The following is a 26,159-nucleotide window of genomic DNA, read 5'->3' as shown; positions in this document are numbered from 1 at the left end:
GCGCTGGGGGCCGCTACGCGGCCCTGTCGCGAACGGATTCGCTCACACGGCCTTCTGAACGCCTGCCACGCGCGCGCTCGGCGCGGCGGCGTCGGCCGATTCGTGCCCCAGCAACGCCTGCATCCGCGCCCGGGTCTCGGTCATCAGCTCGCCCAACCGTTCGATGCTGTACTGGCTGGCATCGATGGGCGCACCCACATGAACTTCCACCTTCTGCCCGAGGTTGAGGCGGAAGGTGCGCGCCGGTAGCACGTGATGGATGCCGCGAATCGACACCGGGACGATTACCGCGTCGGTGTCCAGCGCGAGGTGGAAGCAGCCCTTCTTGAACTTCAGCAGGTGGCCGTCGGCGGAACGGGTGCCCTCGGGCGCGGCCCAGAGGACGATGCCGCTCTCCATCATGCGCCGGGCGGTCTCCAGGTCGGCCAGGGCCTGGCGGCGGTTGTGCCGGTCGATGGACGGGAATTCCGCAGCGCGCATGGCCGGGCCGAGGAAGGGAATGCGGAACAGCTCCTTCTTCGCCAGCATGCGGATCGAGCCCGGCAGGGCGACGAAACTGGCCGGGATGTCGTAGTGGCTGGAGTGGCTGCAGAGGATCAGGTAGCGCCGGCCATCGTTGAAATCGGGCAGGGTTCCGTGCACCGACAGGTCCATGCGTACCAGGCGCAGCAGCAGGCGCGACATGGCGCGGGTGTAGCGGTCGACGCAGGCGCGATCGAGGCGCCCCAGCGGTGCCCGGACCAGCACCAGGCAGCAGTAGTAGAAGACCACCGACAGGGTTCCCAGGATCACGCCAAGGCGGCGGATCAGCGAGGCACGTTCGCTCAGTAGTTGCAGGCTTGGCAATTCAGCTCTCCCATCTTCTGTCCGCGCGACTTCATGCGCGGGTGACCTTATGATGCCGACTGTCATCGTTTCGACACAGTTGGCCGGCCAGCCTCCTGACCAAACGCCTCCGGCACGGACCCCGCCCATGGACAAGAAAGACCTGCAGATCATCGCCCTCCTGCAGCAGGACGCCTCCCTCTCCCTGGCGGAGCTCGCCGAGGCGGTGAACCTCTCCGCCACGCCCTGCTGGCGGCGCCTGCAGAAGCTTCGCGAGGATGGTGTGATCACCCGCCAGGTGGCGCTCTGCGATGCCGAGCGGCTCAAGCTCGGGGTCACCGTGTTCGTCACCATCCGCACCAGCCGCCACAGCGACGACTGGACCCGGCAATTCATCGAAGGTACCCGCGATATCCCGGAGATCGTCGAGATCTACCGCATGACCGGCGATGTGGATTACCTGCTGAAGATCGTGGTGCCCGACATCAAGGGCTACGACGCGGTGTACAAGCGCCTGATCCGGGTGGCCGACCTGTCCGACGTCAGCGCCGGCTTCGCCATGGAAGTGATCAAGCACACCACCGCCCTGCCCCTCGACCACCTGACGCAGCCTGGCGAGTCGTGATTTCCCCACATACGAAGCAGAGAGAAATATTTTTCCAACAATTACAGATTTGTTGGTTTTTATTTCTACCTCCGCACTGAAGCCGGCCCATCAAAGCAAAGAAATTCCCCACCGCCATCGGTAATCTTTTCCCCATTCCAGACGCCCCCGGGCGCTGCTCTCCCTTTCCGCTACGCCGACCCAGAGGTACCACCAGGTGGACGACCGCAAGCTGCATCCAGAAACACTGCTGGCCCACGAAGGCCGCGAACGGGGCCGCGTCGGCGGCACCGTGAACACCCCGGTCTACCGCGCCTCCACCCTGCTCTTTCCCACGGTGGAAGCCCTGCAATCGCAGAGCGGCACCCTCAATACCTACGGCCGCCACGGCAACCCCACCACCCGCTCCCTGGAACGCGCCCTGGCCGAACTGGAAGGCGCCCACGGGGCCATGCTCACCCCCAGCGGCCTGAGCGCCCTGACCACTGCCCTGCTCGCCACGCTGAAGCCGGGCGATCACCTGCTGATGACCGATTCGGTCTACGACCCGACCCGCGCCTTCTGCGACGAGACCCTCAAGCGCTTCGGCATCGAGACCACCTACTACGATCCGCTGATCGGCGGCGGCATTGCCGAACTGATCCGCCCCAACACACGCGTGGTGTTCCTCGAATCCCCCGGCTCGCTCACCTTCGAGGTGCAGGACGTGCCCAGCATCGCCGAGGTCGCCCATGCCCACGGCGCCCTGGTGATGCTCGACAACACCTGGGGCACGCCGGTGAACTTCGCGTCCTTCAAGCACGGCGTGGACATCTCCATCCATGCCGCCACCAAGTACATCGTCGGTCACTCCGACGTGCTGATGGGCGTGATCATGACCACCGAGGCGCTCTATCCCCAGGTACGCGGCTTCTACAAGCAACTCGGCCTGTCGGTCAGCGCCGACGACGCCTACCTCGCCCTGCGTGGCCTGCGCACCCTGTCGACGCGCCTGGAACGCCATCAGCGCAATGCCGAACAGGTCGCCCGCTGGCTGGCCGAACAGCCGGAGGTGGAACGCATCCTCTACCCCGCGCTGCCCGGAGCACCCGGCCATGAGCTGTGGAAGCGCGACTTCGGCGGCGCCTGCGGCCTCTTTGCCGTGGAGCTCAAGGCGATGCCCGATCAGGCCGTCCACGCCATGCTCGACCACATGCAGCTGTTCGGCATGGGCTTCAGTTGGGGCGGTTTCGAAAGCCTGATCCTGCTGACCAATCCCAGCGCCCACCGCAGCGCGACCACCTGGAGGGCCGACGGCCCGCTGGTGCGCCTGCACATCGGCCTGGAGCACCCGGACGACCTGATCGCCGACCTCGACGCCGGCTTCCAGCGCCTGCGCGCCGCCTGCCGCTGAACCAGCGGCGGCGCAGGCTCCGCGCCACGGCCGATAGCGCGCGACAGTCAGGGCGGGCGTCCTTATGATGCTTGCCACACCAATGGTCACGACAAGGAGCCCGCCATGTCGCTCGCGCAACTCATCACCCCTGCACAACTCAGCGCCCGCCAGGATGAACCGGGCCTGATCATCCTCGACTGCCGCTTCTCCCTTGACGATCCGGCCTACGGTCAACGCAGCTATGCCGAGAGCCACATTCCCAAGGCCCGCTTCGCCGATCTGGAGCACGACCTCTCCGGCCCGGTGAAACGCGGCGTGACCGGCCGCCACCCGCTGCCGGACCCGGCCGAACTGACCGAACAACTGCGTGAGTGGGGCGTCGACAACGACAGCACCATCGTCCTCTACGACGACGGCCCCGGGGCCTTCGCCGCCCGCGCCTGGTGGCTGCTGGCCTGGCTGGGCAAGCGCGATGGCGTGTTCCTGCTGGATGGCGGCCTGAAGGCCTGGCGCGAAGCGGACCTGCCGCTGACCGCCGTGGAACCGGCGCCGAAGCCCGGCCGCTTCGACGGCCAGCCCGACGCCGACCTGCTGGTGGATGCCGACACCCTGCAGCAACGCCTGGGCAGCGCCGCCCTGACCCTGCTGGATGCCCGCGCCCTGCCCCGCTTCAAGGGCGAAGTGGAACCCATCGACCCGGTGGCCGGTCACATTCCCGGTGCCCAGTGCGCGGCCTTCACCGACAACCTCGGCAGCGATGGCCGCTTTCTCCCGGCGGAGGCCCTGAAGCAACGTTTCGCCGCCCTGATCGGCGACCGTCCGCTGGACGAACTGGTGGCCTACTGTGGCTCGGGCGTCACCGCCTGCCACAACCTCTTCGCCCTCAGCCTCGCCGGCTACCCCCTGGCCCGGCTCTACGCCGGCTCCTGGAGCGAATGGATCACCAATACCCAGCGCCCCCTGGCCAAGGGCGAATAAGGCCGAAAGCTTGGTGGCAGAGGGCTGGCAGGCCCTTTGCCGCTGGTTGTTTTTTAATCACAACCAGCTATATGGACAATAACCAGAAGCCCGAAACAGTTTAAAAACAGACCTTTACAGCACAAATATCCCACTAGACTTCAAAACGAGCGGCTAACTCCGCTCCCGGTGGGGCCCTTCCCTAGAACGATGAGAAGCTGCCAAAACGCCCTGGCCCCGCCGGCACCCTTCGCGAGGGCCCCATGGGAATTGCCGCCGGCGATCTCCGCCAACACGTGATACGACCGACGCTGCTCTACCTGCAGCGCCCCTCCTCCACCGCCGAACGCCTGCTGCTGGGTGCCGCCGCCTGTCAATCGGCCCTCGGCGCCGCCCTGGATTGCAGCAAGGGACGCGGCCTCTACCGCATCAGCGACGAACGCCACCAGCAACTCTGGGACCAACACCTGGCCCGGGACCCGGAACTCGCCAGCCAGGTGCGCGGCCTGGCCAGCCAGCACGCCTTCCTCGCCGCACCGCATCTGGAACTGACCGTCAACTTGCGTTACGCCACCGCCATCGCCTGGATGCTGGTGGAATCCAGCATTTTGGTCCTGCCCGCCGCCGACGACCTGATCGGCATGGCCATGGTCTGGCGCCAGGTGTTCCAGCCCGAAGGCAGTCCGCGGGACTTCCTCGAGGCCTGGCAACGCCATGTCGGAGGCCTGAGCCAGGTCGCCTGATCACTGACCATACAGTCAGGAACCCGCGTACCAATCAGCTTTCACGATCGGCGAAAATGCCACTCTTTTGCCGTATTGTTCGACAATCTTACAAGAAATTACCCGAAAATAACGAACTGGCCAGGTCCATCGAATCCTGATAGCGTGCCGCCCCTTTGTACGACCGCTCAGGAGTTCACCGTGATCTGCAGAGTCTTCAAGACCGCCCTCGCCCTGGCCATCGGCGCCGCTTCCAGCTACAGCCTGGCCGCCGGATTCGCCATCAACGAACAGAGCGTCAGCGGCATGGGTACCGCGTTCGCCGGCCGCTCCTCCTCGGCCGACGACGCCACCACCGTATTCGGCAACCCGGCCGGCATGTCTCGCCTGAAGCGCGAACAGGTGAGCGTCGGCGCGGCGGCCATCTTCGCCAAGACCGACATCGATGACGCCCGCGGCACCTTCGGCGGCAGCAACGACGGCGACATGGTGCCCACCGTGGCCGTGCCCATGGGCTACTACGTCAAGCCGATCGACGACAAATGGACCTTCGGCCTCGGCATGTACGTCCCCTTCGGCCTGATCACCGACTACGAGTCCGGTTACGCCGGCCGCTACTACGGTGACCGCAGCGAAGTGCGAGTGATCACCCTGCAACCCACCCTCAGCTACCGCATCAACGACCAGCTGTCGGTCGGCTTCGGCCCCACCCTCAACCGCATCGACGGCGAACTGACCTCTGCCGTGCTCAACCCGGCCACGCCGGGCCGCAACGACGGCAAGGTGAAGGTCAAGGGTGACGACACCGCCCTGGGCTTCAACGCCGGCGTGCTTTTCGAGCTGGATGCCCGCACCCGCTTCGGCCTGACCTACCACTCCAAGGTGGACTACAAGCTGGAAGGCGACACCACCCTGAGCGGCAGTGGGTTCGGCCCCCTGGCCGGCACGTACGACGCCTCGCTGGACCTGGAAACCCCGGAGTCCGTCGACTTCTCCGTCACCCACGACCTGAACGACCGCTGGACCCTCTACGCCGGTAGCACCTGGACCCGCTGGAGCCGCCTGGAAGAGATCCGCGTGGAGAACAAGGGCCGTCTGCCCGCCACCCTCAGCGACATCGTCGAAGAGCAGGACTGGCGCGACACCTGGTCCTATGCCGTGGGCGCCGCCTACAAGCTGAATCCGCAGTGGACCCTGCGCGCCGGCCTGGCCTACGACCAGTCCCCGGCCCGCAACGAGTTCCGCTCGCCGCGCATCCCCACCGACGACCGCAAGATCTTCAGCCTGGGCGCCGCCTGGAGTCCCAATGACGACCTGACCATCGACGTCGCCTATTCCTACCTGAAGGAAAAGGACGCCGACATCAACCAGGTCAGCGCCAGCAAGGGCGCCTACCGCGCCACCTTCCAGAACAGCGCCCACGGCCTGGGCGCGCAGATGACCTATCGCTTCTGAGCCATCCGCGACGGAACGAAAAAGCCCGGACGAATCCGGAATGCTGTTCACATAAGAAGTAATGGGGCTCGATCAGTCCCCTCGCCCCTTTGGGGAGAGGGGGTTAGAGGGGGAAACGACTGTTTCGCAGGGATTTCGCCCCTCTCCCCCAGCCCCTCTCCCATAAATGGGAGAGGGGAGCGAGTCATGCGCGCTTAAGTGAACGGCATTACGGACGAATCCGGGCTTTTTCATGCCTGACGGTCAGGGCTGGCTGGCCAGGGCCTGTTCCACCGCCTTCACCAGATCCGGGTCGTCCGGCTTGGTGAGGCTGGAGAAATGGGCGATCACCTTGCCCTGGCGATCCACCACGTATTTGTAGAAATTCCAGCGCGGCGCCTGGCCGGACTGGGCGATCAGCCCCTTGAAGAGCGGCGTCGCTTCATCGCCGGTGACGTGCTGCGGCTGGGTCATGGCGAAGGTCACCCCGTAGTTGACGTAGCAGACCTTGGCGGTTTCTTCGGCCGTGGCGGCTTCCTGCCTGAAGTCGTCCGAGGGCACGCCCAGCACTTCCAGCCCTTGATCCTTGTAGCGCTTGTAGAGCGCCTCCAACCCCTTGAACTGCGGGGTGAAGCCGCAATGGCTGGCGGTGTTGACCACCACCAGAGGCTTGCCGGCGAAGCGCTGGCAGAGGTCGATGCTGTCCTTGGAGCGCAACTGCGGCAGTTCATGCTGCAGCAGCGACGGGCATTCGGCGGCCAGCGCCTGGCCGCCGAACAGCGTGAGCGACAGGGCGAGGATGGACAAGGCTTTCATGACGGACTCCGTCGCGGGTCGGGCGATCTGCCTACGCTACTGCCAAGCGGCCGGCCTAGCAAACGAAGCCGAGCTGCATCAGCGCCAGGCCGCCCTGCTGCCAGCCCCACCAGCCAAGGACCAGCAGCAGGCCGAGCAGCAGCGCACCGAAGGCCCAGCCCAGGCGCAGGCTCATGCGGCTTCGGCGGCCTGCAGGCGCGCCACCGGTTGCTCGCGCACCGGCCAGTTGAGCACGGCGGCTGCCAGGCTGAGGAAGATGGAAATCTGCCATACCAGTTCGTAACTGCCCGTGTGGTCGTACAGGTACCCCCCCAGCCAGCCGCCGAGGAAGGCACCCAACTGGTGGAACAGGAAGACGATACCACCGAGCATGGACAGGTTGCGCACGCCGAACAGGGTAGCGACCGTACCGTTGGTCAGGGGCACGGTAGAGAGCCACAGCAAGCCCATGGCCATGCCGAAGGCATAGGCGCTCCAGATGCTCAGGGGTGAATAGACGAACGCGACGATCACCACACCGCGCAGCAGGTAGAGCCCGGTCAGCAGCTTCGGCTTGGCATGGCGACCGCCCAGCCAGCCGGCGATGTAGGTGCCGAACACGTTGAACAGCCCCACCAGGGCCAGCACGGTGGTGCCTACGGAAGCCGGCAGGTGCTGGTCCACCAGGTAGGCCGGCAGGTGCACGCCGATGAACACCACCTGGAAGCCACAGACGAAGAAACCCAGGGCCAGCAACCAGAACCCCGAGTGGCCGACCGCCTCGCTCAGGGCCTCGCCCAGGCTCTGCTCATGGCCCTGGAGCGGCAGCGGATTGTCCTTGAGCAGCCCCACCAGCGGCACGATCAGCGCCACCAGCAAGCCCAGGGCCAACAGTGCGGCGGACCAGCCGAGCCAACTGATCAGCCCGAGCGTGCCCGGCAGCATGGCGAACTGACCGAAGGAACCGGCGGCCGCGGCGATGCCCATGGCCATGCTGCGCTTCTCCACCGGCACGGCGCGGCCCACCACCCCGAGGATGACCGAGAACGACGTGCCGGACAGGCCGAGGCCGATCAGCAGGCCGGCACTGAAAGACAACGACAGCGCCGAATCGGAATAGCCCATCAGCACCAGGCCCAGGGCGTAGAGCACGCCGCCCACTATCACCGTCCTGGCCGCGCCGAAGCGGTCCGCCAGGGCGCCGGTGAACGGTTGCGCCAGGCCCCAGATGAGGTTCTGCAGGGCGATGGAAAAGGCGAACACCTCGCGGCCCCAGCCAAACTCGCCGCTCATCGGCGCCAGGAACAGACCGAAGCCGTGACGGATACCCAGGGACAGCGCCAGGATCAGCGACGCTCCCAGAAGAATCCAGCCACTCGTACGCCACACCGAAGTCATAAAGAAGTCCTTTGCGGGTAGATACCCGCTTTTATCCGCAAAATCAGTCCAGGTATTCCAGATCGTCCAGCAGCGCCATCAACGCCGCGCGTTTCTCCGGCCCCATGCGTTGCGCCATCTGCGCCTGCACCCCTTCCCAGGCCTGCAAGGCCTGCTGCAGGCAGGCGAGACCGGCCGGCGTCAGGGCCACCAGGCGGTTGCGCTGGTCCTCGCCGCCTTCCAGCCGCACCAGGTCCTTGCCCTCCAGCACCTTGAGGTTGCGCCCCAGGGTGCTGCGATCCAGGCCCATGGCCTCGGCCAGGCTGGTGATGCTCGGCTGGTCCAGGCGCGACAGGTTCTTCAGCAGCGAATACTGGGCGACGCTCAGCCCGACATCGGCAAGCGCGTCGTCGTAGAGCCGGGTCACATTACGGGTGGCACGGCGCAACTTGGTGCAGAGGCATTGGGTCGGCAACATGGGATGCATGTATATACCCGCACCTCCCCGAAGATCAACCAAATTCTTCCGAGGACGACGCCTCACCGACAGAATCAGCCCGCCCTCAGGGAGGGGCTTCAGCCAGGCACAAGGCAGCAGCTACCAGCACGCCCATTTCCACTACCTCCACCATGGCCCCCGCCGTATCTCCAGTGGTCCCACCCAGCCGCTGCACGAAGCGCCCGCGCAGCCAGGCGAACACCACCAGCGCCAGCGCGAGCGACAGCCACGCCACCCAGCCCAGCAGCAGCATCGCGCCCCCCTGCACGCCCAGCCATACCGGCAGCTCCCGGCGCGGCAGGTGCTCGGCCAGGGCCTGGCCGAGGCCGCCGGGGCGAATGTAGGCCGTGGTGAGGAACAGCAGCGGCAGCAGCCCCCGCGCCAGCCAGGGCGCCAGCAGCAGCGGCAGCCACTGGCCGGCCTGCACCAGGGCCGTCAACGCGGCGAACTTCAGCAGCAGGACCACCACCAGCACGACCACGGCTATGGGCCCGCTGCGCGGGTCCTTCATGATGGCCAGGGTGCGCTCGCGATCACCGTAGCCGCCCACCCAGGCATCGGCGGTGTCGGCCAGCCCATCCAGATGCAGGCCGCCGGAAAGGCCCACCCAGAGCGCCAGCAGCACGGCCGCCGACAGCATCGCGGGTCGCCCCTCCAGCAGGTAGGCGGCGCCAACCAGCAACGAACCGAGCAGCAGACCCACCAGCGGATACCAGAGCATCGACCGACCGATCTGCGCGGGCGCCGGCATGCCCGGCAGGCGCACCGGCAGGCGGGTGAGGAACTGCAGGGCGATCAGCAGCGGCGTCATGGCCGTTCCCGCAGACCGTGATCGTCGAAGGTCAGGCGGAACAGTTCGCCGTGGGCCGCCTCCACCTGCATCAAGCGCGCACGCGGCAACTGACGAGCCCGCGCCACCAGCATGCGGATCACCCCGCCATGGGTGACCAACAGCACCCGCTGACCGGAAAAGCGCGACCGCAGGCGTTCGCCGGCAGCCAGGACCCGAACCTCGAAGTCCAGCAGGGTTTCACCATCCGGCGGCGTGAAGCCGTAGGGATCGTTCCAGAACCGGCCGAGTTCTTCGGCGTGGTCTTCCATCAATTCGGCGGCGCTGCGCCCTTCCCACTGGCCAAAGTGCAATTCCCGCAGGTCGGCCTCGACCTGCAGTGGCAGGCCGTGCGACTGCGCCAACTCACGGGCAAAGGCGGCACAGCGTTGCAGCGGCGAGCTCACCAGCAGGTCCCAGGGGCCCGCGCCTTCCATGCCACGACGCATCTGCGCCCAGCCAGCTGCCGTCAGCGCATCGTCCAGGCTGCCGCGAAATCCGCCGCCAAGCTCGGTTTCGCCGTGGCGCAGGAGGTCGAGCTTCATGCCGGGCGATCCGAAACCGCCGCTTCGGCGAAGGTGGCCATGCCGCCGTGCAGCTCGCAGGCCAGGCGCAGCAACGGCAGGGCGATGGCGGCGCCGCTGCCCTCGCCCAGGCGCAGGCCCAGGTCCAGCAGCGGCTGTGCCTCCAGCGCGTCGAGCACGGCGAGGTGGCCGGGTTCGGCGGAGCGGTGGGCGAACAGCAGCCACTCGCGGCAGGCCGGGTTCAGGCGCACCGCACAGAGCGCCGCCACGCTGCAGATAAAACCGTCCACCAGCGCCGGCAGACCGAGCTGGGCGCAGGCCAGGTAGGCGCCGGTAAGCGCCGCCACCTCGAAGCCACCGAGGCGGCGCAGGGTTTCCTCGACGCTGTCGCAACCCTGGCGATGCAACGCCAGGGCACGCTCGATCACCTCGACCTTGCGGGCCACGCCGCTGCCGTCCAGGCCCGTACCGGGACCGGCCAGGGCGCTGGCTGGCAGGTCCAGCAAGGCGCAGGCCAGGGCGCTGGCGGTGGTGGTGTTGCCGATGCCCATTTCACCGCCGACGTAAAGGTCGGCACCAGCGCCCAGAGCGCGCTCGACACTGGCACGGCCGGCCTGCAGGGCGATCAGGCATTGCGCGGCGGTCATCGCCGGTTCACGGGCGAAATTCGCGGTGCCGGCGCCCACCTGCAGGTGCAGCACGCCGGGCAGCGGTTCCAGTGGCTGCGCGGTGCCCAGGTCCACCAGCTCCAGGGTGGCGCCCAGGCTTTTCGCCAGCACGCTGATGGCGGCGCCGCCGCGTACGAAGTTGCGCAGCATCTCGCCCGTCACCGCCTGCGGGTAGGCGGATACGCCCTCCTCCACCACGCCATGGTCGCCGGCGAATACGGCGAACCAGGGGCGGTCGACGCGCGGCCTTTCACGGCCCTGCTGGGCCGCCAGGGTGATGGCCAGCGCTTCCAGTTGGCCAAGAGCGCCGCGGGGTTTGGTCAACAGGTCCTGGCGCGTCCGGGCCTTGGCGCGGGCGATGGGGTCCAGCGGCTGGCAGGGTGCCTGCCACCAGTGCAGCGGAGTCATAGGGGCTCTCCCTTGAGGATCATGGGCAGGCCGGCGACGGTGAAGACCACCCGTTCGCAACGCTCGGCCAGGGCCTGGTGCAGCCAGCCGGCCTCGTCCACGTAGCGACGGGTCAGCTCGCCCAGGGGCACGACGCCCAGGCCGGTTTCATTGCTCACCAGCAGCACGCGACCGGGCAGTTCGGCGATGCAGCCGAGCAGCGCCTCGCGCTCCTCGTCCAGCCGCGCCGGGTCGTCCTGCATCAGCAGGTTGGTCAGCCAGAGGGTCAGGCAATCCACCAGCAGACAGGTATCGGCCGCCGCGTTCTCCCGCAGCACGCGGGCCAGCGCCAGCGGTTCTTCCACCAGCCCCCAGTGGTCCGGGCGGCGGGCGCGATGATGGGCGACGCGGGCGCTCATCTCACCGTCCAGCGGCTGGCTGGTGGCGATATAGACGACCCCGAGGCCGCTTTCGGCGGCGAGCTTTTCCGCCAACCGGCTCTTGCCGGAACGGGCACCGCCGAGGATGAGTTCAGCCATGGACGCTCTCCTGGATACCGCAGAGTTCGACGAGCAGGCGGGTGTCCAGGTGCGCGTCGACCTGATCGGCGAGCCGCTCGATATCCCGTTCGCGCAGGGCCTGGTAATCCACCGCCTGCACGTTTTGCAGGCCCGCCCAGCGCAGGATCGCCGCACTGGCCGCGGCGCTTTCGAACAGGCCGTGCAGGTAGGTGCCCATGACCTGGCCGTCCGCGCTGCGGGCACCATCGAGGCGGCCGTCGTCGAGGGTCACCAAGGGGTATTCCAGCCCGACGCCGCGGCTGATGCCGGCATGGATTTCATAGCCGCTGACCGGCGCATCTTCCAGCAGCAGGCGGCCATGGACATTGCGCAACTGCTTTTCCGGCGCCAGCACGGTGTCGATCGCCAGCAGGCCGAGGCCGGCGCTCTCCCCCGCCGGGCCTTCCAGCCCGTGGGGGTCGTCGATGCGCTGGCCGAGCATCTGGTAGCCGCCACAAATGCCCAACACCTTGCCGCCATAGCGCAGATGGCGCTGTAGGGACAGGTCCCAGCCATGCTCGCGCAGCCGCGCGAGATCGGCGCGCACACTCTTGGAGCCGGGCAGGATGATCAGATCCGCCGGTGGAATCGGCTGGCCCGGAGCGACGAAGCTCAATTGCACCTGCGGGTGCAGGCGCAGCGGGTCGAAGTCGGTGTGGTTGCTGATGCGCGGCAGCACCGGCACTGCGACGCGCAGCAGGTCGCCGGCCTTGGCGGACTGGCGCAGGTCGATGGCGTCCTCGGCCTCCAGGTGGAAGTCGGTGAGGTAAGGCAACACGCCCAACACCGGTTTGCCGGTGCGCTGTTCCAGCCAGTCCAGGCCCGGCTTGAGCAGGCCGATATCGCCACGGAAACGGTTGATCACAAACCCCTTCACCCGCGCCTGTTCACTTTCCGAGAGCAGCGCCAGGGTGCCCACCAGGTGGGCGAACACACCGCCCCGGTCGATATCGGCGACCAGGATCACCGGGCAGTCCACCGCTTCGGCGAAGCCCATGTTGGCGATGTCGTTGGCCCGCAGGTTGATTTCCGCCGGGGAGCCGGCGCCCTCCACCAGCACCACCGGGTACTGGGCGCGCAGGCGCTGGTGGGATTCCAGCACGGCCTGCATGGCGACCCGCTTGTAGTCGTGGTAGGCGGCGGCGTTCATGCTGGTGACGGCGCGACCCTGGATGATCACCTGGGCGCCGATGTCGGTATTGGGCTTGAGCAGCACCGGATTCATGTCGGTGTGAGGTGCCAGGCCGCAGGCCTGGGCCTGCACCGCCTGGGCTCGGCCGATCTCGCCACCGTCGGCGGTCACCGCACTGTTCAGCGCCATGTTCTGCGGCTTGAACGGCGCCACCGCCACGCCCTGGCGCCGGAGCCAACGGCACAGGGCGGTCACCAGGGTGCTCTTGCCGGCGTCGGAAGTGGTGCCCTGCACCATCAGGGTGGTCATGGATGTTCCTTTCGATAATCGATCAGGGCCCGGCTCAGCCGCGACCAGCCCGGTTCGTCCGGTGGCAGGCCGAAGCGCAGGCTCGCGGGTGTGGTGAACAGCCGGGTGAGGATGCCACGGGCGGCGAGGAAGGCATGCAACGCCGTCGCGTCGTCGCGCAGCAGGCGCTGGAACAGTGCGGTCCCGCCACTGGGCGCCAGGCCGCAGTCGCGCAGCAGGCGTTCCAGGCGCTGGCCGTCCCGCAGCAAGGCCTGGCGCTGGCGATCCTGGCCGGCATCGTCCTGCAACAGGGTCCTGGCCAGCACCCGCGCGGGCCCGCTGACGGTCCAGGGGCCGAGCCGCTCCTCCAACTGCTCCAGCAGGGCGGCTTCGGCCAGCACGAAGCCCAGGCGAATGCCCGCCAGGCCGAAGAACTTGCCGAAGGACCGCAACACCAGCAGACCCGGTAGCGGGCAGTGAGGCGCCAGGCTCTCCTGCGGCGTGCAATCCATGAAGGCTTCATCCACCAGCAGCCAGCCGCCCCGCGCCGCCAGGCGCTCACGCCAACGCAGCAGCCGATCCGGCGACAGGCGCTGGCCGGTGGGGTTGTTGGGATTGACCACCAGCAGCACGTCGAACCGCTCCAGCTCACGCTCGGCGCGCTCGCTGTCGAGCTCTTCCAGCACATGGCCTTCGCGGCGCCAGGCATGGGCATGCTCGGCGTAGCACGGCGAGATCACCCCGACCCGGCTGTGCCCGCGCAGGCGCGGCAAGGCCTGGATCGCCGCCTGCGAGCCGGCCACCGGCAACAGGCTGGCGCAGCCGTAATAGCGCCGTGCGGCCTCCTCCAGGCCATCGTCCCGCTCGGGCAGGCGTGCCCAGGCGGATGCCGGAATGGCCGGCAATTCCCAACCATAGGGCGCGATGCCGGTGGAAAGGTCGAGCCAGTCCGCCTCGGCGATGCCGTAGCGCCGCGCTGCCGCGCGCAGCCGTCCGCCATGCTCAAGCAAGGAGCCAGCCTCCGATGATCAGTGCCGCCAGCCAGAGCAACACGCCCTGGCGCACCAGGTCCATGGCCCGGCCGATATCGTCGGCGCGGGCCGCCGGGCCTTCGCCCAGTACCGGGCGTTCGTGCCGCTCGCCGTGGTAGACCGCCGGCCCGCCCAGGGCCACGCCGAGGGCGCCGGCGCCAGCGGCCATCACCGGGCCGGCATTCGGGCTGTCCCACTGTGGCGCCTGGCGGCACCAGCAACGCAGCGCGACGCCGGTCCTGCCCAGCACGGCGTAGGTCAGCGCCACCAGCCGTGCCGGGATGTAGTTCAGCAGGTCGTCGATGCGCGCCGCCGCCCAGCCGAAGCGCTCGAAGCGCGGGTTGCGGTAACCCCACATGGCATCCAGGGTGTTGGACAGGCGATAGAGCACCACCCCCGGCGCACCGGCCACGGCGAACCAGAACAGCGCGGCGAACACTGCATCGCTGCCGTTCTCCAGCACCGATTCGGTGGCGGCGCGAGCCACTGCGGATTCGTCCAGTTCGCGGGTCTCGCGGCTGACCATGTAACCCACGCGCCTGCGCGCCTCGGACAGATCGCCGGCTCGCAGGGCATCGGCCACGGGTTCGGCATGTTCGTTGAGGCTGCGCAGGCCGATGGCGGCATAGAGCGCGACCACGCCCACCAGCCAACCGACATAGGGCAGCTCCGACAACAGCCAGGCGGCCAGGGTCAGCGGCAGCACCGCCAGCACCCAGGCGCTGACGCCGTGGCTGCGCCAGCCACGTCCGCCCGGATTGAAACGCCCTTCCAGGCGGCTGGCGAGCCTGCCGAAGGCCACCAGCGGATGCCAGCCCTTCGGTTCGCCGAACAGGGCATCCAGCGCCACCGCGCCGAGGGTGAGGAAACCCAGGCTCATGGGCGCTCCCCCCACTGGTTCTCGAACACCAGGTCGGCCAACGGGCGCGGCTGCGCCCAACCTTCCAGGGCCAGCATGGGCGCCGGATAGAACGCCGCCACCGGCCCCAGGCAGAGCACCGCCAGTGGCTTGCTGCCGGCCGGCATGCCCAGCAGCGCAGCCAGGGCCTCGGGCTCGAAAAGCGACACCCAGCCCATGCCCAGGCCTTCGGCGCGAGCCGCCAGCCAGAGGTTCTGGATGGCGCAGGAGAGCGAGGCAAGGTCCATTTCCGGCAGCGTGCGACGGCCGAACACGTGGGCCTCGCGGCCGTCCATCAAGGCCGCCACCAGCAGTTCGGCGCAATCGAGGATGCCTTCCACCTTGAGCGTCATGAAGGCATCGGAGCGCTCGCCCAGGGCTTCGGCGGTGCGCACCCGCTCGGCTTCCACCAGGGCATGGATGCGTCGACGCAGTTCGGTGGAGGTGATGCGGATAAAGCGCCAGGGCTGCATCAGGCCGACGCTGGGCGCGTGATGCGCCGCTTCCAGCAGCCGCGCCAGCAGCTCGGGGGCCACCTCGCCACCGCTGAAGTGGCGCATGTCGCGTCGCTCGGCGATGGCCCGGTAGACCGCCGCGCGCTCATCCGGGCTGAAGGCGTGTTCGCTCATGGTCGGAACAGCTCCGCCGCCGCCCGTGGATTGGACGGCAGGTAGAAGTGGATATAGGACGCCGTCAGCCGGCCGATGCGGAACACCGCCTCGGCCACCGGTTTGTCATTGGGGCACAGGCCACGCACCAGGGGCTGGAGCGGCGAATCCAGCAACGAATGATGGAAGGTGTGCCCGCGCAGGCTGCCTTCGGGCAGCGGCGCCTCCTGCAGGGCCAGGGCCGCGAGGCGCTTCTGCATGCGTGCCTGGCCGGGCAGCAGGCCGAGCAGCTCGGCGCACTCGCCCCCTGCGTCCGTCAAGGACGCCAGCAGGTAGAGCATGCCGCCGCATTCGGCGAGGATCGGCTTGCCGGCCGCATGGTGGGCACGGATGGCCTCGGCCATCGCGCGGTTGCCTTGCAACTGGCGCAGGTGCAGCTCGGGATAACCACCCGGCAGGTAAAGGCTGTCCACCTCGGGCAGGCGCTCATCGTTCAGCGGCGAGAAGAACACCAGCTCGGCGCCCAGGCGCTGCAACAGATCGAGGTTGGCCTGATAGAGGAAAGCGAAGGAGGTATCACGCGCGACGCCGATACGTACGCCGGCCAGTTCGTTGCCCAGCGACTGCGGCTCGGGGGCCGCGAAGGTCACCGGGGGCGGCAAGGCCACTTCGGCGCTGGCGGCCAGGGCATCGGCGGCAGCATCGAGGCGAGCATCCAGGTCCGCCAGCTCCTCGGCCTGTACGAGCCCCAGGTGGCGGCTGGGCAGCTCCACATCCGCGCTGCGCGGCAGCGAGCCGTACCAGCGAATCCAGTCCGGCAGGCTGTCGCGGATCAGCTCGCTGTGACGCTGGCTGCCGACCCGGTTGCCGAGCACGCCGGCAAAGGGCAAGTCCGGCTGATACGTAGCCAGGCCCACGGCCAGGGCACCGAAGGTCTGCGCCATGGCTGCGCCGTTGATCACCCCGAGCACCGGCACACCGAAGTGCCGTGCCAGGTCGGCGGCCGAGGGCGAGCCGTCGAACAGGCCCATGACGCCTTCGATCAGGATCAGGTCGGCCTCCCCCGCCGCTTCCCAGAGCAGGCGGCGGCTTTCCGCCTCGCCGATCATCCACAGGTCCAGTTGGTAGACCGACGCGCCGGAGGCACGGGCGAGGATCATCGGATCGAGGAAATCCGGCCCGCACTTGAACACCCTGACCCGCCGCCCCTGACGGGTGTGCAGGCGCGCCAGGGCGGCGGTGACGGTGGTCTTGCCCTGGCCGGAAGCCGGGGCGGCGATCAACAGTGCGGGACAGGCGTGATCCATCAGAACTCCACGCCCTTCTGGGCCTTCACGCCGGCCTTGAAAGCGTGCTTGACCAGGCTCATCTCGGTGACGGTGTCGGCGGCGTCGATCAGGCCCTGGGGCGCCCCACGGCCGGTGGCGACCACGTGCTGGCGTTCGGGGCGGGACTCGATGTCCCTGAGCACCTCGTCCAGCTCCAGGTAGCCGTGCTTGAGGGCGATGTTCAGCTCATCGAGCACCACCAGGCCGATCCGCGGGTCGTCCAGCAGGCCGCGGGCCACCGCCCAGGCCGCGCGGGCCTTCTCGATATCGCGCTGGCGGTCCTGGGTATCCCAGGTGTAGCCCTCGCCCATCACGTGGTAGCTGACCTCGTCGGGGAAGCGGCGGAAAAAGTTCTCCTCGCCGGTGGACATGCCGCCCTTGATGAACTGCACCACGCCCACCTTGAGACCGTGGCCCAAGGCACGGGCAACCATGCCGAAGGCGGAACTGCTCTTGCCCTTGCCATTGCCGGTGTGCACCAGCAGCAGGCCGTACTCGCTCTGGGCCTGGGCAATCTTTTCGTCGACCACGGCCTTCTTGCGCTGCATGCGCGCCTTGTGGCGGGCATCGCGTTCGGCGGATTCGCTCATCGGACGTTCCTCCTCACAGGGCCTGGTAACGGACGGTGAAAAACACCGCCTGTCCCGGCTGGTTATAGTCCAGGGCGGTTTCGTAATCGGCGTCCAGCAGGTTGCTGACCTTGGCCTGCAGGCGCCACTCCTCGGTCAGCCAGTATTCGCCGCGCAGGTCCACCGTGGCGTAACCGGCAACGCGTTCGCGGTTGGCCAGGTCGTTATAGCTGCGGCCTTCGGCATGCACAGTGGCGCCGACGCCGAAGCGGCCGATGCGCCGATCGAGGTCCAGATTGAAGATTTCCTTGGCCCGACGCGGCAGTTCATTACCATCGTTGGCACCGGACTCGCGGTTCTCCGGGTCGAGAAAGGTCGCGTTGGCGCTCCAGTCCCAGCCCAGCCAGTGGCTGCCGACCACCAGTTCGAGGCCATCGATGCGCGCCTTGCCGATGTTGTTCGGGCCGCCGAACGGGCCGAGGGTGGAGTCGTAGGCGATCAGGTCATCCACATGGGTGCGGTAGGCATTGATCGACCAGTGGCCCCAGTCGTGCTGACCGGCGAGGGCGGCTTCGAAGCTCTCCGAGGTTTCCGCATCCAGGTCGGGATTGCCGTAGCCGGGGTAGTACAGCTCGTTGAAGCTGGGCGCCTTGAAGGCGGTGCCGTAGCTCAGGCTGAAACGCAGCGCTTCGGTCAGGGCATAGCCCCAGGCGGCGTTGCCGGTGTCATGAGTGCCGAACTGCTCGTTGTCGTCGCGGCGCAGGGCCAGCTGCCAGTCCTGGCGACCGGCCTGGCCGAGGTATTGGGCAAACCCGCCCTGGTTCTTGCGGGAGTCCTTGTCGAAGGCGGTGGAGCTGCTGATCCGGTCGCGCTGCCAGTCGTAGCCCAGGGTCAGCACATGCCCCTCGGCCAGGGTCAGGTCGTTGAGCCAGGAGGCGCTGTCGCGGGTGGAGTCGAAGCGCGCATCGAACACGCCATCGGTGTGGCTGGTGCTCTTGTCCTCGCTGCGGCCGGCCTGCAGGGTCACATCCCAGCGTTCCGCCGGGCTGTAGCGGACGCGGCCGCCCAGCAATTCCTGGCGGTTGTCTGCGTTGGCATTGTGGCCGCCCTGTGGGTGGAAGAAGCCCGACGAGTCGATGTCGTCGTAATCGTTGTGGGCCTTGGCGCGCATCAGCGTGCCATCCAGCTCCAGGCCGTTGTCGAAACGATAGCCGGCGCGCAGGTTGCCGGAGAGGTTGCGGTAGCCGTCGGCGTCCGGCTCGTAGTAGTCGCTGCCCTGACGGCGGGAGTTGATACCGTCGGTGTCCTGGCTGCTGACCCCCAGGCTGTACCAACCCTTGCCGTCCCCCCCGGAAACCCCGGCGCTGCCTTCGTAGCTGTCGTGGGTGCCGTAGCCGGCGGAGAACCAGGGCTTGGCCCCTTCCTGGCCGCCCTTGCGGGTGAAGATCTGGATCACCCCACCAATGGCTTCGGAACCGTAGAGGCTGGAACGCGGACCACGGACCACCTCGATGCGCTCGATCAACTCCACCGGCAGGTCCTGGAAGGCGGTGAGGCCGGCGCTCACCGAACCCACCTTGATGCCGTCGATCAGCACCAGCACGTGGTCGGACTCGCTGCCACGCAGGAACAGCGTGGTGTTCTTGCCCGGACCGCCGTTGTTGCTGAGGGTCACGCCCGGCACCTTCTGCAGCAGCTCGGGCACCGAACGCGCCTGGCTGCGCTCGACTTCTTCACGGTCGATGACCGTGGTAGCGGCGAGGCTGGCGCGCACCGGCCGCTCGCTGCGGGTCGCGGTAACCACCTGCTCGTCGAGGGTCAGCGGCGCCGCGACCAGGGAGGGGGAAATGAAGGTTCCGCCGAGCAGCGCAAGCGCCGCCGGCCTGAAGAAAGGCTTGCGAATCAAGGTCTGGGTCTCCGTCGTGCCACCCGCGCGACATCTACAAGGAATACTGCATGCGGAAGGCTCCGCGATGCCCTGTTTGCGCCAGGCCGGTCTCCGGGCTTGCGAGTGGAGCCGAAACTCCCGTGCCGCGCCTTCCCATGCCAGGGGCACAGTGGCCGATTGCGGCTGTCTACTCGCCTACCGTTGCGGGGGCAGCGCCGGATTCTTCGAAGGAATGGACCGGCTTCCCTGTTTCACCCCATTGGCCGAAGCCATGGGGCACCTGAGGCAGCGGCGAAGGTTAGAGACTCGGGGAGGCAGCGTCAATTCGAGCCACCCCCTCGGTTCAAGGATGCCGCTCAGCGTCTGCAGCGCGCCGTAGGTTGGGTTGAGGCACGAAACCCAACGAGCCCATGCCGGTAATCGCGCCATTGGGCCGCGCTGCGCTTGGCGCCAACCTGCGGTCCCGGTGGCGGCATACCCGTTAGCGCATGCGGTCCGCCGTAGGTTGGGTTGAGGCACGAAACCCAACGAGCCCATGCCGGTAATCGCGCCATTGGGCCGCGCTGCGCTTGGCGCCAACCGGCGGCGCGGGTATGCGGCTCAGCGTTTTCGGCAGAGGGTCAGGCCATCGCCCACGGGGAGCATCGAGAGATCGACGCGTGCGTCATTTTTCAGCGCGCTGTTCAGGGCCTGGATGGCGCGGGTGTCGGCGCTGTCCGGTGCGGCCTCGAGCACGCGGCCGCTCCACAACACGTTGTCGAAAAGAATCAGGCCACCCTGGCGCGCCAGGCGCAGCCCTTCTTCCAGGTAGGCCGGGTAATTGGCCTTGTCGGCATCGATGAAGATCAGGTCGAAACTGCCGCTGTCCAACTGCGCCAACGTCTCCAGGGCCGGTGCCAGGCGCAGTTCGATGCGGTCGGCGAGGCCGGCTTCCTGCCAATGGCGACGGGCGATGGCGTTGTAGTCGCCGGGCAGGTCGCAGCAGATCAGGCGGCCCTCGGCGGGCAGTTCGGCGGCCATGCACAGGGCGCTGTAGCCGGTGAAGGTGCCCACTTCGAGGATGCGCCGGGCACCGATCAGCTTCACCAGCAGCGCCATGAACTGGCCCTGCTCCGGGGCAATCTGCCAGCGAGCCATGGGCAGCGCGGCGGTTTCCGCGCGCAGGCGGGCGAGCAGCGGCGTGTCCCGCAGCGAGACCTGGAGGAGGTAGCCGTAGAGGGCGTCGTCGAGGTTCAGCGTGCGGTTGGTCATGGGGGCCTCAGGGGTTCTGCGCCATGCGTGGGTCGAAGATTACGCGCTTGGCGCTGAGATAGCTGCGCTGCCAGTAGCCGTCCGACAGGCTGTCGAGGCGCACCGTTCCGCCGGTGCGCGGCGCATGGACGAAGCGCCCCTCCCCCACATAGATGCCGGCATGGCTGACCTGGCCGCCGCCGTTGGTGGCGAAGAACACCAGGTCGCCACTCTGCAGAGCATCGAGGCCGATGCTGGGGGCGCGCATGGCGAGGAGCTCGCCGGTGGTGCGCGGCAGGCTGATGCCCGCGGCGTCGCGGTAGACGTAGCCGATCAGGCCGCTGCAATCGAAGCCGCTGTCCGGGGTGTTGCCGCCCCAGCGATAGGGCGTGCCCACCAGGCCCAGGGCGCGAAACAAGACGTCTTCGGCAGCCGGCGAGAACTGCTGCGGGACGGGGGATATGACGACGGGCGAGGAAGGCGGCGCCTTGCTCGCACAAGCGGTGAGCAGCGCGGCCAGGGCAAGGATGGCGAAGCGGTCCGGTGCAAGCATGGCAAGTCAGTCCTGACTTGAGGAATCCTCGCTAATGTGCTGATCGCACAGTGATATTGCAAGAAAAAGCTGTACGCTCAGGCAGAAAAAAGCCGAGGCGGCCACTGGGGCCGCCTCGGTTTGTCGTCTCGCAACCGGCGAGATCAGCGATGCAGCGGATGCGGGGTGTTCAGCGCCAGGACGCGCTTGGCTTCCATGTAGCTGGCCTTCCAGTAGCGGTCATCGAGGCTGTCGACGCGGACACCGCCGCTACGGCTGCTGCTGGAGTGGATGAACTGGTCGTCGCCGATGTAGATGCCTGCATGGCTGACGCGGCCGCGGCCACGGTTGTTGAAGAACACGATATCGCCGGGCTGCAGTTCGCTGCGGGCGATCACCGGGGCGTCCAGGTTGATCATCTCGCGGGTCGAGCGTGGCAGCTGGATGCCGGCTTCTTCCTTGAACAGGTAGCCAACGAAGCCACTGCAGTCGAAGCCGGTCTTCAGGGAGCGGCCGCCGAAGCGGTAAGGCGTGCCGACCAGTTCGAAGCCGCGCTCCAGCAGGCCGTCGGCCAGGGAGGGCATCTGGTAGGGCTCGTCGTCGGTGAGGTTGGCCAGGTCCAGGGCGGTGGGCTCGCGATCGGCGAGCAGCGAATCCGGCGCGCCATCGGCTACGGGCGCCTGGCTCTGGAACTGCGGTTGCTGCTGCGCGGTGTTCGCGCAAGCGGCGAGAAACAGGACGAAGGTGAGAGGCACGAGGGGTGCGAAGCGCTTCAGCATGGGCACGACCGTGTCGACTGGAATTTGATGAAGGCGCGACTATGCCCTCTATCAAATCGATTTGCAAATTTAATCGCCCAAAATGTGACTCAGCAGTCCTTGCAGAATATCTAAGGCCTTTCCTCTGAGGTGAACATCGACCACGGGGCTGAGGTCGGTGAGCGCCGGATTGATCTCCACGGTGAAACCGCCTGCATGGCGGGTGCGGAGCACGGGCTCGATGATGTAAGGAAAGCTCGCCGTGGTTCCCACCGAGATCACCGCATCGAATCCCTTGCGTAGCTCGGCGTAGAGGCTGTCGATGGCTTGCTCTGGGAGCATTTCCTCGAACAGCACCACGGGCGGTCGGAGGATACCACCACATTCCCGGCACCTGGGAGGCATTTCGCCCGCCAGATGTCGGGTGAGGTCGGAACTTTCCGCCCCGCAGGACTGGCAATACAGCGGCGACAGTTCGCCATGTATCTCGATCAGCCGCTCCGGCGGCGACCCCGCCTGGCGGTGATAGCCATCGATGTTCTGCGTCAGTACCCAGCATTCGGGCTTCAGTTGCTGCAGGCGGGCGATGGCGTCGTGACCGGCATTCGGGCGGGCGCCCAGGCAGGCATGGCCGAGCTGCGCCAGGTATTTCCAGCAGAGCGCCGGGTTGCGCTGCAGCATGGGACCGGACAGCGCCTCTTCGATCGGCAAGCCTTCCTCGGTCACGCCGTTGTACAGCCCGCCCAGCCCCCGGTAGGTCGGCAGGCCCGAATCGGCCGACAACCCCGCCCCCGTGATGACCAGGATTCGCCGAGCGTCCCTGAGCACGGCTGCGACCTGTGCGATGTCGTGGTCCTGCATCCCGATATCCTCCTCTGCGCCTCGCCGCCCTCCGCGCCGGGCGGAACGGGGCAAGCTTACGCGCAATGCCGGCCAGGCTCCCAGCATCGGGCCGCTGCGCTGATTCGGATTCGTCCCATTCGCCGCACGGCCGCCGCTTCCTACCATCCCCAGCCCTGAACCAGCGCCCCGCCGAAGGGCCTGCCCCAACGCTTACCCAATGCCGCGCAGCCACGCCTGCGGCGGCGCGAGCCCGTTCATGTCGAAAATTCGCCTCCTCATCAGCCTCACCCTCGTCTGCGGCACCTGGCTCGCCGGCCAGGCCAACGCCAATGTCGTGATCACCGGCAGCCGCATCCTCTATCCCTCGGACGCCCGCGAGCGCTCGCTGCATATGAGCAACCGGGCCGAATACCCCAGCCTGGTCCAGGCCTGGATGGACCGGGGCTCCGAGGATTCGACGCCGGAAACGGCCGACGCCCCCTTCATCGTCACGCCGCCGGTGTTCCGCATGGAAGGCCGCTCCGGCCAGTCCATTCGCCTGCGCTTCACCGGGGAGGAACTGCCGGCCGATCGCGAATCGCTGTTCTTCCTCAATGTGCTGCAGATTCCGCCGAGCCATGTCGACCAGGAGGGCCGCAACCAGTTCGTGATCATGCCCCGCCACCGCCTCAAGGTGTTCTACCGCCCCAAGACCATCGCCCAGGCTCCGCAGCAGGTGCCCGACCTGCTGAGCTTCGACGTCCGCGCCGAGGGCGACCACTGGCTGATCGGCGTCCGCAACCCCACCGGCTACTTCGTCACCTTTTCCGAAGTCGACGCAGGGCTGCGGGAGCAACGCGCGCCGGTGGCGTTCGACAGCAGCCTGCCGCCCTTCTCGAAGGCCGAATGGCGGGTACGGCGCGACAGCCTTCCCGGCCAGCCCGAAAGCCTGCGCCTGCTCCTGGTCACCGACCTCGGCGGGCGACTGGAAAAGCACATTCCGCTGACCCGCTGAGACATGGGACGTTTCACAGCACTCGCGCCGCTGGCCCTTGCGCTGGCGACAGCGGCGCCGGCCCATGCGGGGACGGACGCCGCCGGCTACAGCTTCGACAGCCATCTGCTGCGCGGTGTCGCCAGCGGGCAGTCACTGACCCGTTTCAACCGGCCCAATGCCGCCGTCCCCGGCACGTATGGGGTGGACGTCATCCTCAATGGCGAGTCCCTCGGCCGCCGGGACCTGCGTTTCGAGGAAGACGCCGACCACAGGCTGCAAGCCTGCTTCAGCCCGGAGGACCTGGCCGCCTTCGGCGTACTCCCCGAGTTGCTCGAGCCACTGCCGGCCGCGGCCAACCCCTCCTGCCGGCACCTGGCCGAAAGCCTCGACGGCGCCAGCGAACGGCTGGACTTTCCACGGCTGCGCCTGGAGCTGTCGATTCCCCAGGCGTCGCTGCACAGCCTGCCGCGCGGACACATCCCCGTCGAAGAATGGGATGACGGCGGCAGCCTCGGTTTCATCGGCTACAACGCCAGCCACTTCCGGGTCACCGCGCGGGACGGGCACAGCCATTCCAGCTACCTGGGGCTCAACGCCGGGCTCAACCTGGCCGGCTGGCGCCTGCGCCACCAGGCCAGCCTGAACACGGGCAACGACATGCCCAGCGTCTGGAAGTCCCTGCGCACCTACGCCCAGCGCAGCCTGCCGGGCCTGCAGAGCGAGGTGACCGTGGGCGAGACCTTCACCAGCGGCCAACTGCTGTCCAGCATGGGTTATCGCGGCATCCAGTTGGCCAGCGACGAGCGCATGCTGCCCGACTCGCTGCGCGGCTACGCCCCGACCGTGCACGGTATCGCCAACAGCAATGCGCGGGTGGTGATTCGCCAGGACGGCAACGAGCTCTACCAGACCACGGTGGCGCCCGGTCCCTTTGCGATCAACGACCTGTTCCCGACCGGATACGGCGGCGACCTGGAGGTGGAAGTCACCGAGGCGGACGGCCGCACCAGCACCTTCAAGGTGCCCTACTCGCCCATGCCCAACGCCCTGCGGCCGGGCCTCTGGCGCTACTCGCTGGCCGCCGGCCAGGTGCGCCACGGCGGCATGGACATGCCCCAGGCGTCGTTCGTCGAGGGCAGCTTCGAATATGGCCTGAGCAACGCCCTGACCGCCCGCCTCGCCAGCCGCGCCGCCTCCGGCTACCTCGGCACCCTGGTGGGCGGGGTGTACACCAACAGCCTCGGCGCCTTCGGCCTGAGCACGACCGTTTCCCGCGCGGAGGTGCCCGACGGCCAGAAACGCGGCTGGATGAGCCAGGCCACCTACAGCCGGACCTTCCAGGGCAGCGGCACCAACCTGTCCATCGGCAGCGCACGCTATTCCACCGAGGGCTACCGCGAACTGATCGACGCCCTGGGCGAACGCGAAAGCGGGGTACAAGGCGACTGGAGTTCCGGCAGCTACCAGCAGCGCTCGCGCCTGGACGTCCAGGTCAACCAGCGCCTGGCGGGCACCGACTCGCTGTACCTCGCGGCCTCCACCCAGAGCTACCGCAATCGCAAGGGCAACGACCGGCAGTTGCAGTTCGGCTACTCGGGCACTTTCGCCAACGGCATCGGCTACAACCTGGCCATCTCGCGCCGCTTCGACAGCCTGGACCAGCGCGCCAACACCCTGCACATGCTGTCGATTTCCATACCGCTGGGCAGCGCCGGCGGCAACTCGACCCTCACCGCCAGTACCAACCACAGCGGCCGGCGGGGCTACTACCACCAGGCGAACCTCTCCGGCACGGCCGGAGAAGCGCGGGACCTGACCTACGGCCTCAACGTCTCCCATGCCGAGATCGACCACAGCACGGTGCTGGGCGGCACCCTGCAGAAGCGCTTCCCCAATGTGGCGCTGAGCGGCAGCCTGTCCCGTGGCACGGACTTCTGGCAGGTCTCGGCGAATGCCATGGGGTCGCTGGCGATCCACTCCGGCGGGATCACCGCGGGTCCGTACCTGGGCGACACCTTCGCCCTGATCGAAGCCAAGGGCGCCGAGGGCGCGCTGGTGATGAACGGCCAGGGCGCGCGGATCGACCGTTTCGGCTACGCCCTGCTGCCGACCCTGGCGCCCTACCGCTACAACGTGGTCGGCCTGAACAGCGAAGGCATGGCCGCCAATGTGGAGCTGCAGGAAACCCAGAAGCGCGTCGTCCCCACCGCCGGCGCCGCCTTGCGCCTGACGTTCGACACCCTGGCCGGCTACGCCCTGCTGTTGCGGGCGCCGCGCGACGGCGACGAGGCGCTGCCCATGGGCGCCGAGGTCTACGACGCCCAGGGCAGGAACGTCGGCATGGTCGGCCAGGCCAGCCAGCTCTACGCCCGCGTCGAGCAGGAGCGCGGCCAGTTGACCGTGCGCTGGGGCGAGGCCCCGGACGAACAGTGCGTGACCGGCTACGCGATTGCCGAGGCGGACCGGCTCAAGCCGATGATCCACCTCGAATCCGCCTGCCGCCCCGCCCAACACCCCTGACC

Annotated in this window: 26 protein-coding genes and 1 riboswitch; of the genes, 7 read left to right on the top strand and 19 right to left on the bottom strand. The window is 67.8% G+C overall.

What is annotated here, in order from left to right; translation table 11 throughout:
• Positions 1-42: 42 nt before the first annotated feature.
• Positions 43-846: a lysophospholipid acyltransferase family protein gene (locus tag PJW05_RS10105; RefSeq protein ID WP_271411576.1), complete on the bottom strand. Its 804-nt coding sequence runs from the start codon at positions 844-846 to the stop codon at positions 43-45.
• A gap of 127 nt (positions 847-973) precedes the next feature.
• Here PJW05_RS10105 and PJW05_RS10100 point away from each other — a divergent pair, with 127 nt between their 5' ends.
• The 5 genes from PJW05_RS10100 to PJW05_RS10080 all read left to right on the top strand — a co-directional run bounded on the left by PJW05_RS10100 (position 974) and on the right by PJW05_RS10080 (position 5,938).
• A complete protein-coding gene (locus PJW05_RS10100; RefSeq protein WP_271411575.1) occupies positions 974-1,450 on the top strand; it encodes an Lrp/AsnC family transcriptional regulator in 477 nt (158 codons plus the stop codon).
• 196 nt (positions 1,451-1,646) lie between these two features.
• A complete protein-coding gene (gene metC, locus PJW05_RS10095; protein WP_271411574.1) occupies positions 1,647-2,822 on the top strand; it encodes a cystathionine beta-lyase in 1,176 nt (391 codons plus the stop codon).
• Positions 2,823-2,927: 105 nt separating this feature from the next.
• On the top strand, positions 2,928-3,782 hold the full coding sequence (locus PJW05_RS10090; RefSeq protein WP_271411573.1) for a sulfurtransferase: 855 nt from the start codon (positions 2,928-2,930) through the stop codon (positions 3,780-3,782).
• Between the two features lie 242 nt (positions 3,783-4,024).
• Entirely contained in the window at positions 4,025-4,504 is a 480-nt protein-coding gene (locus tag PJW05_RS10085; protein WP_271411572.1) for a hypothetical protein, read from the top strand.
• Positions 4,505-4,684: 180 nt separating this feature from the next.
• Positions 4,685-5,938 carry an OmpP1/FadL family transporter gene (locus PJW05_RS10080; RefSeq protein WP_271411571.1) on the top strand — a complete coding sequence of 418 codons (1,254 nt, stop codon included), beginning with the start codon at positions 4,685-4,687 and terminating at the stop codon, positions 5,936-5,938.
• A gap of 243 nt (positions 5,939-6,181) precedes the next feature.
• Here the strand turns inward: PJW05_RS10080 and PJW05_RS10075 are convergent, their stop codons facing one another.
• The 18 genes from PJW05_RS10075 to PJW05_RS09990 all read right to left on the bottom strand — a co-directional run bounded on the left by PJW05_RS10075 (position 6,182) and on the right by PJW05_RS09990 (position 22,679).
• A complete protein-coding gene (locus PJW05_RS10075) occupies positions 6,182-6,733 on the bottom strand; it encodes a glutathione peroxidase (RefSeq protein ID WP_271411570.1) in 552 nt (183 codons plus the stop codon).
• Between the two features lie 171 nt (positions 6,734-6,904).
• Positions 6,905-8,110: an MFS transporter gene (locus PJW05_RS10070; protein ID WP_442969224.1), complete on the bottom strand. Its 1,206-nt coding sequence runs from the start codon at positions 8,108-8,110 to the stop codon at positions 6,905-6,907.
• Positions 8,111-8,153: 43 nt separating this feature from the next.
• Positions 8,154-8,567: a MarR family winged helix-turn-helix transcriptional regulator gene (locus PJW05_RS10065; RefSeq protein WP_271412197.1), complete on the bottom strand. Its 414-nt coding sequence runs from the start codon at positions 8,565-8,567 to the stop codon at positions 8,154-8,156.
• Positions 8,568-8,652: 85 nt separating this feature from the next.
• A complete protein-coding gene (locus tag PJW05_RS10060) occupies positions 8,653-9,399 on the bottom strand; it encodes an adenosylcobinamide-GDP ribazoletransferase (RefSeq protein ID WP_271411569.1) in 747 nt (248 codons plus the stop codon).
• Positions 9,396-9,962 carry an alpha-ribazole phosphatase family protein gene (gene cobC / locus PJW05_RS10055; protein WP_271411568.1) on the bottom strand — a complete coding sequence of 189 codons (567 nt, stop codon included), beginning with the start codon at positions 9,960-9,962 and terminating at the stop codon, positions 9,396-9,398. Before cobC ends, PJW05_RS10060 begins: the two co-directional genes overlap by 4 nt.
• Complete coding sequence (gene cobT, locus PJW05_RS10050; RefSeq protein ID WP_271411567.1) at positions 9,959-11,017, bottom strand: nicotinate-nucleotide--dimethylbenzimidazole phosphoribosyltransferase; 1,059 nt, start codon at positions 11,015-11,017, stop codon at positions 9,959-9,961. Before cobT ends, cobC begins: the two co-directional genes overlap by 4 nt.
• Positions 11,014-11,535, bottom strand: coding sequence for a bifunctional adenosylcobinamide kinase/adenosylcobinamide-phosphate guanylyltransferase (gene cobU / locus PJW05_RS10045; protein ID WP_271411566.1), 522 nt, complete (start codon positions 11,533-11,535; stop codon positions 11,014-11,016). The genes cobT and cobU overlap by 4 nt, the downstream gene beginning before the upstream one ends.
• Positions 11,528-12,997 carry a cobyric acid synthase gene (locus PJW05_RS10040; RefSeq protein WP_271411565.1) on the bottom strand — a complete coding sequence of 490 codons (1,470 nt, stop codon included), beginning with the start codon at positions 12,995-12,997 and terminating at the stop codon, positions 11,528-11,530. The genes cobU and PJW05_RS10040 overlap by 8 nt, the downstream gene beginning before the upstream one ends.
• Positions 12,994-13,986, bottom strand: coding sequence for a threonine-phosphate decarboxylase CobD (gene cobD, locus PJW05_RS10035; RefSeq protein ID WP_271411564.1), 993 nt, complete (start codon positions 13,984-13,986; stop codon positions 12,994-12,996). Before cobD ends, PJW05_RS10040 begins: the two co-directional genes overlap by 4 nt.
• Positions 13,979-14,887: an adenosylcobinamide-phosphate synthase CbiB gene (cbiB, locus tag PJW05_RS10030; RefSeq protein WP_271411563.1), complete on the bottom strand. Its 909-nt coding sequence runs from the start codon at positions 14,885-14,887 to the stop codon at positions 13,979-13,981. Before cbiB ends, cobD begins: the two co-directional genes overlap by 8 nt.
• The gene (gene bluB / locus PJW05_RS10025) at positions 14,884-15,534 is read right to left on the bottom strand and encodes a 5,6-dimethylbenzimidazole synthase (protein ID WP_271411562.1); all 651 of its coding nucleotides are present in this window, start codon (positions 15,532-15,534) and stop codon (positions 14,884-14,886) included. The genes cbiB and bluB overlap by 4 nt, the downstream gene beginning before the upstream one ends.
• Positions 15,531-16,820, bottom strand: coding sequence for a cobyrinate a,c-diamide synthase (locus PJW05_RS10020; protein ID WP_271411561.1), 1,290 nt, complete (start codon positions 16,818-16,820; stop codon positions 15,531-15,533). The genes bluB and PJW05_RS10020 overlap by 4 nt, the downstream gene beginning before the upstream one ends.
• Positions 16,820-17,431: a cob(I)yrinic acid a,c-diamide adenosyltransferase gene (gene cobO, locus PJW05_RS10015; RefSeq protein ID WP_271411560.1), complete on the bottom strand. Its 612-nt coding sequence runs from the start codon at positions 17,429-17,431 to the stop codon at positions 16,820-16,822. Before cobO ends, PJW05_RS10020 begins: the two co-directional genes overlap by 1 nt.
• A gap of 13 nt (positions 17,432-17,444) precedes the next feature.
• The gene (gene btuB, locus PJW05_RS10010; protein ID WP_271411559.1) at positions 17,445-19,316 is read right to left on the bottom strand and encodes a TonB-dependent vitamin B12 receptor; all 1,872 of its coding nucleotides are present in this window, start codon (positions 19,314-19,316) and stop codon (positions 17,445-17,447) included.
• 67 nt (positions 19,317-19,383) lie between these two features.
• A riboswitch (cobalamin riboswitch) is annotated at positions 19,384-19,597 on the bottom strand.
• Positions 19,598-19,898: 301 nt separating this feature from the next.
• Entirely contained in the window at positions 19,899-20,549 is a 651-nt protein-coding gene (locus PJW05_RS10005) for an O-methyltransferase (RefSeq protein ID WP_271411558.1), read from the bottom strand.
• 7 nt (positions 20,550-20,556) lie between these two features.
• A complete protein-coding gene (locus PJW05_RS10000) occupies positions 20,557-21,081 on the bottom strand; it encodes a C40 family peptidase (protein WP_271411557.1) in 525 nt (174 codons plus the stop codon).
• A gap of 143 nt (positions 21,082-21,224) precedes the next feature.
• On the bottom strand, positions 21,225-21,839 hold the full coding sequence (locus PJW05_RS09995; RefSeq protein ID WP_271411556.1) for a C40 family peptidase: 615 nt from the start codon (positions 21,837-21,839) through the stop codon (positions 21,225-21,227).
• Positions 21,840-21,908: 69 nt separating this feature from the next.
• Entirely contained in the window at positions 21,909-22,679 is a 771-nt protein-coding gene (locus PJW05_RS09990; protein ID WP_271411555.1) for an NAD-dependent deacylase, read from the bottom strand.
• Between the two features lie 238 nt (positions 22,680-22,917).
• Here PJW05_RS09990 and PJW05_RS09985 point away from each other — a divergent pair, with 238 nt between their 5' ends.
• Together PJW05_RS09985 and PJW05_RS09980 are read left to right on the top strand one after the other, a co-directional pair.
• Complete coding sequence (locus PJW05_RS09985; protein ID WP_271411554.1) at positions 22,918-23,655, top strand: fimbrial biogenesis chaperone; 738 nt, start codon at positions 22,918-22,920, stop codon at positions 23,653-23,655.
• Positions 23,656-23,658: 3 nt separating this feature from the next.
• Entirely contained in the window at positions 23,659-26,157 is a 2,499-nt protein-coding gene (locus tag PJW05_RS09980) for a fimbria/pilus outer membrane usher protein (protein WP_271411553.1), read from the top strand.
• Positions 26,158-26,159 lie beyond the last annotated feature (2 nt).

Source organism: Pseudomonas sp. Q1-7, assembly GCF_028010285.1.
Taxonomy (GTDB): Bacteria; Pseudomonadota; Gammaproteobacteria; order Pseudomonadales; family Pseudomonadaceae; genus Metapseudomonas.
The sequence above is the reverse complement of the archived record's forward strand: the minus strand, read 5'-3'. Positions and strand labels throughout refer to the sequence as shown.

Excerpts from the sequence above, each read along its gene's own strand:
- PJW05_RS09990 (WP_271411555.1), bottom strand. The coding sequence starts at position 22,679 with ATGCAGGACCACGACATCGCACAGGTCGCAGCCGTGCTCAGGGACGCT.
- PJW05_RS10040 (WP_271411565.1), bottom strand. The coding sequence starts at position 12,997 with ATGACCACCCTGATGGTGCAGGGCACCACTTCCGACGCCGGCAAGAGC.
- PJW05_RS10000 (WP_271411557.1), bottom strand. The coding sequence starts at position 21,081 with ATGCTTGCACCGGACCGCTTCGCCATCCTTGCCCTGGCCGCGCTGCTC.
- PJW05_RS09980 (WP_271411553.1), top strand. The coding sequence starts at position 23,659 with ATGGGACGTTTCACAGCACTCGCGCCGCTGGCCCTTGCGCTGGCGACA.
- PJW05_RS10060 (WP_271411569.1), bottom strand. The coding sequence starts at position 9,399 with ATGACGCCGCTGCTGATCGCCCTGCAGTTCCTCACCCGCCTGCCGGTG.
- PJW05_RS10020 (WP_271411561.1), bottom strand. The coding sequence starts at position 16,820 with ATGGATCACGCCTGTCCCGCACTGTTGATCGCCGCCCCGGCTTCCGGC.
- cobU (WP_271411566.1), bottom strand. The coding sequence starts at position 11,535 with ATGGCTGAACTCATCCTCGGCGGTGCCCGTTCCGGCAAGAGCCGGTTG.
- PJW05_RS10100 (WP_271411575.1), top strand. The coding sequence starts at position 974 with ATGGACAAGAAAGACCTGCAGATCATCGCCCTCCTGCAGCAGGACGCC.
- PJW05_RS10070 (WP_442969224.1), bottom strand. The coding sequence starts at position 8,110 with ATGACTTCGGTGTGGCGTACGAGTGGCTGGATTCTTCTGGGAGCGTCG.
- PJW05_RS10075 (WP_271411570.1), bottom strand. The coding sequence starts at position 6,733 with ATGAAAGCCTTGTCCATCCTCGCCCTGTCGCTCACGCTGTTCGGCGGC.
- cobO (WP_271411560.1), bottom strand. The coding sequence starts at position 17,431 with ATGAGCGAATCCGCCGAACGCGATGCCCGCCACAAGGCGCGCATGCAG.
- cbiB (WP_271411563.1), bottom strand. The coding sequence starts at position 14,887 with ATGAGCCTGGGTTTCCTCACCCTCGGCGCGGTGGCGCTGGATGCCCTG.
- PJW05_RS09995 (WP_271411556.1), bottom strand. The coding sequence starts at position 21,839 with ATGCTGAAGCGCTTCGCACCCCTCGTGCCTCTCACCTTCGTCCTGTTT.
- PJW05_RS10090 (WP_271411573.1), top strand. The coding sequence starts at position 2,928 with ATGTCGCTCGCGCAACTCATCACCCCTGCACAACTCAGCGCCCGCCAG.
- PJW05_RS10085 (WP_271411572.1), top strand. The coding sequence starts at position 4,025 with ATGGGAATTGCCGCCGGCGATCTCCGCCAACACGTGATACGACCGACG.
- cobT (WP_271411567.1), bottom strand. The coding sequence starts at position 11,017 with ATGACTCCGCTGCACTGGTGGCAGGCACCCTGCCAGCCGCTGGACCCC.
- PJW05_RS09985 (WP_271411554.1), top strand. The coding sequence starts at position 22,918 with ATGTCGAAAATTCGCCTCCTCATCAGCCTCACCCTCGTCTGCGGCACC.
- bluB (WP_271411562.1), bottom strand. The coding sequence starts at position 15,534 with ATGAGCGAACACGCCTTCAGCCCGGATGAGCGCGCGGCGGTCTACCGG.
- PJW05_RS10005 (WP_271411558.1), bottom strand. The coding sequence starts at position 20,549 with ATGACCAACCGCACGCTGAACCTCGACGACGCCCTCTACGGCTACCTC.
- cobC (WP_271411568.1), bottom strand. The coding sequence starts at position 9,962 with ATGAAGCTCGACCTCCTGCGCCACGGCGAAACCGAGCTTGGCGGCGGA.
- PJW05_RS10065 (WP_271412197.1), bottom strand. The coding sequence starts at position 8,567 with ATGTTGCCGACCCAATGCCTCTGCACCAAGTTGCGCCGTGCCACCCGT.